At 66.4% G+C, this 10,434-nt stretch carries 8 protein-coding genes; 2 read left to right on the forward strand and 6 right to left on the reverse strand.

The genetic code is table 11. The features are described 5' to 3' along the window. Positions 1-2 precede the first annotated feature (2 nt). The gene (locus VD997_05595; GenBank protein ID HYE61449.1) at positions 3-1,358 is read left to right on the forward strand and encodes a DUF1501 domain-containing protein; all 1,356 of its coding nucleotides are present in this window, start codon (positions 3-5) and stop codon (positions 1,356-1,358) included. 27 nt (positions 1,359-1,385) lie between these two features. After that, positions 1,386-2,363, forward strand: a complete 978-nt coding sequence (locus tag VD997_05600; protein HYE61450.1) for a hypothetical protein — start codon at positions 1,386-1,388, stop codon at positions 2,361-2,363. Positions 2,364-2,488: 125 nt separating this feature from the next. On the opposite strand, the gene VD997_05605 is transcribed toward VD997_05600, so the two are convergent. The 6 genes from VD997_05605 to VD997_05630 all read right to left on the reverse strand — a co-directional run bounded on the left by VD997_05605 (position 2,489) and on the right by VD997_05630 (position 10,428). Beyond that, positions 2,489-3,424, reverse strand: a complete 936-nt coding sequence (locus tag VD997_05605; protein ID HYE61451.1) for a carbohydrate ABC transporter permease — start codon at positions 3,422-3,424, stop codon at positions 2,489-2,491. 6 nt (positions 3,425-3,430) lie between these two features. Beyond that, positions 3,431-4,309, reverse strand: coding sequence for a sugar ABC transporter permease (locus VD997_05610; protein ID HYE61452.1), 879 nt, complete (start codon positions 4,307-4,309; stop codon positions 3,431-3,433). Further along, on the reverse strand, positions 4,310-5,836 hold the full coding sequence (locus VD997_05615; GenBank protein ID HYE61453.1) for an extracellular solute-binding protein: 1,527 nt from the start codon (positions 5,834-5,836) through the stop codon (positions 4,310-4,312). A 203-nt stretch (positions 5,837-6,039) separates the two neighbouring features. Beyond that, positions 6,040-6,720, reverse strand: a complete 681-nt coding sequence (locus VD997_05620; GenBank protein ID HYE61454.1) for a hypothetical protein — start codon at positions 6,718-6,720, stop codon at positions 6,040-6,042. Positions 6,721-6,881: 161 nt separating this feature from the next. Further along, on the reverse strand, positions 6,882-8,840 hold the full coding sequence (locus VD997_05625) for a hypothetical protein (protein HYE61455.1): 1,959 nt from the start codon (positions 8,838-8,840) through the stop codon (positions 6,882-6,884). A 457-nt stretch (positions 8,841-9,297) separates the two neighbouring features. Next, positions 9,298-10,428, reverse strand: a complete 1,131-nt coding sequence (locus tag VD997_05630; protein ID HYE61456.1) for a radical SAM protein — start codon at positions 10,426-10,428, stop codon at positions 9,298-9,300. Positions 10,429-10,434: the final 6 nt, after the last annotated feature.

A 10,434-nucleotide genomic window follows, 5' to 3' on the forward strand; every position in this document is an offset into this window, starting at 1 on the left:
CGATGTCACACGACGAGACGATGTCCAGCGGGAGTTGCGGGTGCCAGGAGTACCGCGAGTTGAGCCGGCGCGGGTTCCTGGGGGCAGTGGGGGGCACCGCCGGCGCGATCAGCATTGCCGCGATGGCCGCCCCGGCATGGCTGCCGCGCGTCGCGATGGCGAAGGACTACCGGTCCACCCAGCGCGACGTGATGATCTCGATCTTCCTGCGCGGGGCCGCCGACGGGCTCTCGATGTGCGTGCCCTTCAGCGAGGCGAACTACTACGCCATGCGGCCGACGATCGCCGTGCCGCAGCCCGACAGCACCGCCACGTACCGCTGCACCGACCTTGGCGTCTCGGTTGCCGGGCCCAACGGGCCCACCGGCTTCGGCCTGCCGCCGGGCATGACCGCGCTGCTGCCCGCGTTCCAGGCCGGGCAGCTGCTCTTCGTGCACGCGTCGGGCTCCACAGACCCTTCGCGGTCGCACTTTGACGCTCAGCGGTTCATGGAGGTGGGCAAGCCGCGCGACGTGAGCCTCGTCACCGGCTGGCTGGGTCGGCACCTGGCCGCCACGGCCCCGGCCACACCAGGGTCGCTGCTGCGGGCCCTGAGCATCTCCACCGCCCTTCCCCGCGCACTGGTGGGCGGGCCGCTCACGCTTCCGATCCCCAACCTCGACACGTTCGGCCTGACTGGTTCTTCGTCCACCGTCGCCGCGCGCACCGTGCCCATCCAGGGCATGTACTCCGACACCAGCGACCCGCTCCGCAGCGTGGGGCTCAACACCCTCAGCACCATCGACCTGCTCAACACCATCAACTTCGCGACCTACCAGCCCGCGGGCGGCGCCGCCTACCCCACCGGCAGCTTCGGCACCGCCATGAAGTCCACCGCGGCCCTCATCAAGGCCCAGGTGGGCGTCGAGGCGATCGCCATTGACCTGGGCGGCTGGGACACGCACGAGAACCAGGGCACGGTGCCAAGCGGCACAACCCCCGGCGCCATGCACAACCTGATGACCACGCTCGCGACCGCACTGGCCGCGTTCAACACCGACATGACGGCCCTCACCGCGCCGACCTACTCCCTCGTGTGCATGTCCGAGTTCGGACGGCGTGCCGCGCAGACCGGCACCGGCACCGACCACGGGCACGGCAACGTGATGATCGTGATGGGCAACGCGATCCACGGCGGGCGCGTGCTCACGCAGTGGCCCGGCCTCAACGCCAGCCAGCTGTACCAGGGCATCGATCTTCAGGTGACGACTGATTACCGCGACATCGTCGCCGAGATCGCCGTCAACCGCCTGGGCAACGACGATCTCCCCAACCTGTTCCCCGGCTACACGCCGACCTTCCGCGGCGTCACCCTCTGAGTCACCTGTTCGCGCGAGGACGCAACCATGACGATGAACCGCCCGCATGCAGTGCTCGCCGCCGCCTTCCTGGCCGCGGTTGCCGGTTCCGCCTCGGCTCAGAACGCTTTGCTGAGCAACCAGAGCGCGGACCCCAGCGTCGCGCCGTTGTCGACGGGCGCGACGGCCGCGAACGGCGCGACCGCTCCTGCGGGCACGCTCTGGAGCGAGCTGCAGAGCGACGCGGGCGCGGCGAACGCCACGGGCGGGTTGGCGGTGCATGGGGCCGGCAGCGGCGGCGCCTTCCGCCTCGCGGACAACTTCACAATTCCCGCGGCGTGGCACATCGATCATGTGAAGCTCTACGCGTACCAGCCGGGCGCGGCCGCCAACCCGTTCGCGTCGGTCACGCTCCGCATCTGGACCGGCCGTCCGGGCGACGCTGGCAGCACGGTTGTGTGGGGCGACACGTCCACCAACCGCTTGGCGTCTGTTTCCGCGACCAACCTGTACCGCGTGTTCAACTCCGCGGCCGCGCCGGCGCCGATGGCGCCCGACACCTCGAAGCCGATCTGGGAGCTGAACGTGTCGACGGCGCTGGTGCAGCTTCAGCCGGGCACCTACTGGCTGGACTGGCAGATCGTCCCGGCGAACACCGCCCTTGAGGTCTTCGCGCCCACGGTGACCAAGGCCGGGCTGCGGACCGTCGCGGGCGCGAACGCCCGCCAGTTCGGCCCGAGCGGCTGGGCGGACGCGCTCGATGCGGGCAAACCCGCCAGCGCCGCGGATGTCAACGTGGAGCTGCCGTTCGTCCTCATGGGCTACCCCGGGCAGCCGCCCTGCTCCAGCGACTACAACGGTGACGGCGACCACGGCACGGACCAGGACATCGAGGCGTTCTTCGCGTGCATCGGCGGCACCTGCTGCCCCGCGTGCGGTCCGTCGGACTACAACAGCGACGGCGACGCGGGCACGGATCAGGACATCGAGGCATTCTTCCGAGTGCTGGGCGGGAATCCGTGCTGAGCGCGTAGTGCCCCAAAGAGCCGATTGCGCAAGCAATCGAGAGTGATCGAGTAGGACTCGGTAGCACTTCCCGTGCTAAGTCGACGTTGATTAGGATGTTCCGATCGCTTGCGCGATCGGCTCTATCAGTCTTTCAGACCCTGCGTCGCCACCCCCTCGATGAGCGACCGCTGCGCGAGCAGGAAGACCACCATCACCGGCGCGATGACGATCACGCTGGCCGCCATGATGAGGTTCCAGGGCGTGCCGCCGTGCGCCGTCTGGTACATCTGCAGCCCTAATCCAGCCGTGTACTGCGACGGGTGGTTGATGAACACCAGCGGACCCGTGAAGTCGTTCCACGTCGCGATGAACTGCAGCAGGGCGACGACCACCAGCGCGGGGCGAGCGAGGGGCAGGATCACGTGCCAGAACGTGCCCAAGTGCCCGCAGCCGTCCAGCCGCGCGGCCTCGTCCAGCTCGCGCGGGATCCCCATGTAGAACTGCCGCAGCAGGAAGATGCTGAACCCGCCCCCGAACCAGCACGGCACCCACAGCGGCATCCACGACCCGATCCAGCCCAGGTGCTTGAAGAGCAGGAACTGCGGGGCCATGATCACCGTGAAAGGGATCATCATCGTCGCGAGAACCCCCAGGAAGAGCGTGTCCCGACCCTTCCAGCGGATGCGCGAGAACCCGTAGGCGATCACCGCGCTCGAGATGGTCATGCCCGCGACGCTCAGCGCCGCCACGATCAGCGAGTTGCGGATGTAGAGCTGGAAGTCCGCGTTGGGCGCATCGATCACGGCCGTGTAGTTGGCCGCCACCTGCTCCGCCAGGCGTGCCGCGTACGAGATCTCATCGCCAGCGCCAGCAGCAGTGGGGGCGGGGGGCAGCTCCGGCAGCAGACCGACAGAGTCCGACAGCGCCTCGCGCTCGGGCTTGATGGAGGTGGACGCCATCCACACCAGCGGCAGCGCGTACAGCCCGCCGACGAACGCCAGCAGCACGTACAGCACCGGGCGCGCGAGGCGGCTGTGCTTGGCACGACCGGTAGCGGGCTTGTCCATCGAAGAAGCCATCGCCGCTCACGCCCCCCGGTAGTGCACGAACCGCCGCGCGATCATCAGGGCCACGCCCGTCAATGCCAGCGTCGCCAGCAGCTGCACCCACGCCAGAGCACTGGCGTACCCCATCCGCCCGTACGCGAACGCGTTGCTGTACACGTACATCGAGAACACCACCGTGGCGTTGTTGGGCCCCCCCTTGGTCATGATCAGCGGCACCGCGAACACCTGCAAGCCCCAGATGATGCTCATCACCGCGTTGAACAGGATCGCGGGCGAGATCATCGGCAGCGTCACGTGGCGGAACCGCGCGAGCGCGCCCATGCCATCCAGGTCCGCGGCCTCGTACAGCGCCGCGGGCACGTCCCGCAGGGCCGCGGTGCAGATCACGACGTACGACCCCACCACCCACAGGCTCATCAGGATGAGGCTGGGCATCGCGAAGGTGGGGTTCCCCAGCCAGTCCGGCGTGGGCAGACCGACCCGCCCGAGCACGGCGTTGAGCAGCCCGTGCTGGGCGTTGAACAGCCACATCCACCCGATGCTCGCCGACACCACCGGGATGAGCGTCGGCAGGAACACGATCGCCCGCACAAGCCCGCGCCCGCGCAGCGGCTGCTCCAGCAGCACCGCGATGAGCACCGACACGACCGTCCCGAGCACGAGGAATGACAGGGCGTACAGGCCCGTGTTCCGCACCGCCTTCCAGAACACCGGGTCGCCCGCCATCTCGCGGTAGTTGGCGGCACCGACCCACACCGGCTCTTCGAGCAGCGAGTAGTCCGTGAACGAGACGTACGCCGTGATCGCCAGCGGCGCGAGCAGGAACGCGGCGACGCCGACCAGCCACGGCGACACCCACAGCAGCCCGGCCAGCAGGTTGCGGCGTGACTCGCGCACTTACGCCAGCCCCCCGTGCCACCGAGATGTCTTCATCTCGTTGGACTCCCCGCGGCGGCCGCTCTGCCGCTGCCGCCTCCTCTCCTCCGCCGAGTCAATGAGCTGCTGCGCCCGCTCATTCAGCCCGGCCAGTGTCTGCTTCACATCCGCCCCGCCCCACACCGCGTCGAACGCGGCCGTGGTGAGGTCGGAGTACTGCTTCCACACCCGCGTCCGCGGCAAGACCATCGCGTTGCGGCTCCCGACGATCGCGTTGTGCACGCGGATCCCCGGGTGCCCGTGCCGCGCCAGGAACTCCGGCGACGGCGCCGCGAAGGGTGACGGCTTGAAGTGGTCCAAGGCCAGTTGCTCCTGCTCCCGCTGCTGCTGGTGGAAGCGCAGGAACTCGTACGCCTCCTCAGGGTGTGGGCACCCGCGCGGGATCATGAGCACGTCGGCCTCGAGCAGCCCCACGGGGTTCGCGTCGTCGACCCGCCCGCTCGCACGCAACGCACCGGACACCGGCAGCGGCACCACCCCGAACTCCAGCGCGGGGTTCAGCGCCGCGATGAAGTTCGCCAGCCACGGCCCCTGCACGATCATCGCGAGCCGACCGGAGATGAAGGGGTCTTGGGCCGAGTGCATGCTGCGGCCGAAGGCCGCGGCGAAGGCGCGCGTGGCGGCCACGCCGTGCCGCCGGCGCGCGGTGGCCGCGATCCACTCGAACGCCTCCACGCACGCCGGCGAATCAACCGTCGCGGCGTTCCTGCCCGCATCAAACAGCGCACCCCCGAACATCGCCGGCCACAGGTAGGGCCACCACCCCGGCAGGTTCTGCAAGAATCCCGCGCGGGTGATCCGCCCCTGCGCGTCCTGCGTCGTCAGCTCGTCCGCGATCGCATCCAGCTCCGCAACAGTGGTGGGGGCGTCCGCCCCAACCTCCCGCAGCATCGCCCTGTTGTAGTACAGCCCCAGCGTGTAGCAGGTGTTCACCCCCGCCCACTGCCTCCCCTCGTGCCACAGCAGCTCACGCACTCCCGGCGCGTACTCCGCGTCCGCAACCCCATCCCCCTCTCCGCGCCCTCCGCTCCCCCCTCCGCCAACTCCGCGTTCGCTTTCTGTCCCCGCTTCGAGCCTTCGCTCCCCTTCGCGCCCTTCGCGTTGAAGTCCCCCGCGCGACACAAACTCATCGAGCGGCATCACCGCCCGCGCCTCGGCGTACCCCGGCACGTTGTACGTGTACAAGCCCACCAGGTCCGGCGGGTCGCCGCCCCCGATCGCCACCATCGCCTTGGCGTCGATGTCCCCAACCGGGATGAGGTGCACCCACACCCGCTCCTGCGAGGCGTTGAACCGGTCCACTAGCCGCTGGAGTGCCAATCCCTCCAGCCCCGTCCACTTCTCCCAGTACGTGAGTTCCACCCGCCCGCGCCCCCCACGGGGCACGCGCCGCCGCGACTTGGGGGTGTACGGCCACAGCACAGCGGCAGCCCCCAGCGCGGCCATGCCCGCCAGCACCGCCCGCCGAGATGTCACTCGCCCTGGCACGCCCGCAGGATACCCGGAAGAGGGACTCGAACCACAGAGCACACAGAAGCGCACAGGGGAAGGCAGGGAAAGGGTGTTGAAGCACTCGATCCCATCAACGAAAAAGGCCCGACGCACCACGCGCCGGGCCTCTGGCTTTCTTCCACACAAGGCCTTTCTCTGTGCCCTCTGTGTGCTCTGTGTTTCAAACCTGCCTTGTGGGCTTACGCCGCCAGCTTGCCCCCCACGCCGCTGGTCACCTCACCCTGCGTGACGATGGCGAAGTTGCCCCCGCCCGCGACGCCGAAGCGGACGGTGTAGGTCGTCGGCTCGCTGAGGTACTGGCCGCGGCGGCCCTGGATGACGTAGTTCACCTGGCCGGTGCCCGCGGGGATGGTGGTGTCCACGAACTCGCGGGTGGGCACCGCGCCCACGATGGTGTAGTTGGTGCCGCCGTTGAGGGCCCGCGACACGCTGAAGAACGCGCCGGTGCTGGGGGCCGAGTTCGTGCTCTTCCAGTTGAGCGTGATGTAGCCCAGCTCGTTGATGCTCGCGACCAGGTTCTCTGGCTTTCCGGGGGCGCCCAGCGGGGTTGGGGGCGAGGGCGGATCGATCATGGCGATTTGAAAGACCGACGGGTTGTTGGTGGTGGCGGCGAAGTTGCGGATCTTGTTGATCAGCTCCTGGCCGTCGTCGTGCGCCTCGTCGGCGTCGGTGTAGAACTTCTGCGTCGCGGCCTTGCTCTCCAGCCGCAGTTTGTCGGCCGCGGCGAGCGAGCTCTGTGCCTTCTCAACCTTGGCGATCAGGGCATCGACTTCTTGCTGCGTCACGCCGATCTGAGCGAAGACGCTATCCCAGGTCCCCATCCGCTGCGCGAAGAACTCCAGCCACTGCTTGCGTGTCATGTCTTGCCTGCCTCGGGCCTGAGGCCCAAACCGTCACTGCGAACATGTCGGGTTGCCCTGGAGTCCAACGTGGCCCAGGCCCGGCAAGAGATGACTTCGGCCTCTCGGGGGGGCCGCTGAAGCAAAACCTGAAAAAAAAGGTCGTAGGGCTTGCGGAGCGGTCAGGTCTTGAGGAAGTCATTGATGGTGGCCGCAAGCGTGTCGGCGTCCTTGATGGCCTTGTCGCCAGGAGTCTTCAGGTCCTTGAGGGCCTTGGCCGCGTCTTCGGCGGCCTTGAGGTGCTCCGCCTGTTTGACCTTCTTGTCCCCTGTTAGATCTGTCTTCGCCTTCAGTTTGCCGTAGGGACCAACAAGTGTGTGCAGGGCCTTGATGCGGGCCAATACAGCCACTGCCTGCGCCTCAGCCTTCTCGGTCAGCAGCCGGTTGGCCTTGGCAAGTTCGGCGCTGGCCGAGTCGCGGGTGAGCGTGAACGACGACGCGGCGGCACGCCTCTGCTCGGAGAGTTCGTCAAAGAGGGCGTCGTACGCGGACTTGAACTCCGCAAGCGCCGGATCCGAGAAGCTGCCGACCAGCGTGGTCGCGTCGTTGAAAGCACCGGTGGTGCGGGCAAAGCTCAGGGAGGCATCGTCCGCCTCCTTCGCCCGCGCGCCGGCGCTTGTAATCCGTCCCTCCGCGCCCGCGATGACCTCGTCGGGCAGGATCACGATTTCGTACGGGATGTCCAGCCCGTCAAACTCCAGCCCGATGACATAGGAGCGCGGCGTGGCCGTCTTTTGCGTGCTCCGTTTGTCGCCGAATGAGAACTCCGCCTCTTTGCTCGTGTCCCCGAACAGGTTGGAGTCCATCACCATCGACTCCAGGTCGTCCTTGGAGAAGAAGATGAAGCTGGCCATGGAGGTCGAGGTGCGTGGCACCTTCAGGTACGCTGGCATGGCGTAGTTGACGACATTCCGCTTGTATCCTGGGAAGTGATCGACCCAGAGCTTGCCAAGCTCCGGCACGCCCACTCCGGTGAAGATCCCGATGCCGCGGATCGCGTCGTCGCCCCACGAGAGGCCATTGGCGAGCGCGGTTGACAGTGAGCCAACGAACTCCAGTCCACGGAAGCTCCACGAGCGGAAAGTGCTGAACTCCTGACGCTCCAGGATGGCGTACACGTGCTCACGCGCCTGCGGGGAGACCATGATGGGAATGCTGAAACGCGGGCTGTTGGCGCCATCGACCGGAACCACCATGGCGCGGCCGCTCGCGCGGATCATGCCGGTGGAGATGAGCCAGTCGGTGTTCGTGGTATTGCGGAAGGAAAGCCGCACCACGTAGTAGTGGTTCGCGATCTTGGAGCCGAACAGTTTGTCGGTTTCATCATACGGGATCGGCATGGCCGCGATGTTGTACACGGGCACGGTGTATTCGCGGTCCTTGCGGAAGGTGTCGACCTTGTACAGCACAAACGTCCGCGCCACTGAGCCCTGGAATGTGGTTTCGCGCTTCGCCACCGGCTCCTCAAACGTCCCTTCGTAGTCGATCTGGACCGTAATTCGGTCCCCGTCGGCGGCGCCGGCGAGGTACGCGCCGTCGATGGCGACCGAGAGGCCCGAGATCGGCCGCACCTTGGCCCGCTCCTCGCGGATCTTGTCGGTTTCCGAGGCGCTCAACTGCACCACGCCGCACTCCTGCTGCTGCCTTTGAGCAGCGACCTCCGCCGCGAACGTGACCGGCCGCGGGTTCACCGCGACCTGCCGCGGCCTGGGCGCATTGAGATCATTGGACCTGGGGTCCTTGGCCTCGACGAACCAGAAGTGCGTCGGGCTCAGGTTCCGCGGCAGCCCGGTCACATGCACCGTCAGATTCACGTCCTTGGCCCCGACCGGGACCACTCCCGAGACAGGAAGGAGGGCGTGCGGCTGCTGCGACACATCTGGAGCATTGATCGGCGCCCCGTCGCCCGGGTCGGGCGGCGCCTGGAACGTGATCACGCTCTGGTTGCCCAGGGTGTGGATACGCACCTCGTGCACCCGCTCCTGCTCGGGCTTGTAGCTCGTCGCCCGCGGCTGCTGGCAGCCCGCGAGGGAAAGAACACTGGTGAGCGCAAGTGCACCGCCGATCGATCGAATTTGCATGGAATCCCCCGGTGAAAGTTCGGGGAAGTTACCGGCCGCTCGTGAGCCTGTCAAACCTGCAACTGGCGTAGTTTGCGGAGTTTGCAATCCGGTAATGGCGACATTGTTGCAAGCTGCGGCGATCGACCCCTTGATCAGCGCCGTCGCCACTCTCGTCCGCTAAAACCGCCCGCGCCGCCGCCCCACCGCACCCAGCGCAAAAACCGGCCCGAACAAACGCCTCTGAACGGGCACTTTTCCTCGGAGAAATGCAGCGTGATTCCGAGACCACGGAGCATGACGCCGGCATCACAGGGCATTCCGGGCCCACCACCGAGCATGATGCCGGCACCACGGAGCATGATGGGTGCACTACGGAGCATGACGCAGGCAGCACGGGGCGTGATGCGGGCGGCAGGGGGTGTGGTGGCGGCGGCAGGGGGCGCGATGGCGATAGACCGCCCGATCGGAGTAGTCCTCATTCGGATGCAACCGGCGGCCGACGAGGAGCCGAGATCCGAATCCCTTTCGGCACGTCGAAGGGATAGGTGTCAGGCTCACGAAGACCCTTCACGAATGGGTCGCATAGGTTGATGTCAGGGAAAATCGGGCATCCACCCATGCAGGAATGTGCGTTCGCGCATCCGTTGCACCGCCCCTTGGTGAGCTTCTCTCGCACGCCAGCGAATGCGGTGTGCGTTTGCCAAATCGACTGCAGATTCGTGTCAGTCACCGGAACGCCGTGCCAACTACCCACCATGAAGGAGCACGGGTAGGCCTTCATCTCCTCGGACACGAACATCGAAAAGCGCCCCGCCTCACACGCTTCGAACGTAGTTGGAGAGATTGCCGTGTGCCATGCCAATCCAGCCACCATGCAACTGTCAAACCCGATACGGAAGGGCAACCCTGGAGAGGTCGCCGAGGCGTAAAACGATTTAAGTCGCTCCGCCCCGACAGCCCGTGTGAGACCGGTCTGATCGTTCACGCGAGTGACCGGCTTGAAGTTCAGAAACACCAAGGCGTTGATGCCATGGAGAAAGCTAGGTGGGTCTCGGAGCCACGCCTCTGCCATTGCGAAGCTGTCATTGCTCAATACAAAGTGAACATTGGCGGCGATCCCATTCGCCTTCAACAACTGCAGGGCGGCTTCGAACTCCTCCCAGGGCTCATAGGCGCTTACCGCAACGGCACCGCAGAACCTCTTAGTCGCCTCAAGTACCTCTGGCGTCAAACCTCTGCCATTCGTGGTATAGGACGGAACAATGCCCATCGACCGAGTAGTTCGAAGAATCTCGGCAAAATCGGGATGCTGGGTAGGGTTCCCACCACCGATAGCCACTTGGAGCACATCCATTGAGGCCGCCTGCCTAATCAGGGCAGTGTAGTCGGACAAGCGCATATGCACGCCTCTGGGGGTTGACCCTCGGTAGCAAAATGAGCATCCCTTGTCACACCAGTTAGTGATCGAGATGTCCATCAACTCGGGCCCGTGTCGCGACCACAACGGCTCAGCAGAGCCCGGGTCTTCGACTCGAGCAAAGAACCCAGTTCTCGGGGAGAACATGGTGGAGTAACCCTGAGACGAGTAATGCCGGATCACTAACATATTGTG

It is taken from the genome of Phycisphaerales bacterium (assembly GCA_035627955.1).
Lineage (GTDB): Bacteria > Planctomycetota > Phycisphaerae > Phycisphaerales > UBA1924 > JAEYTB01.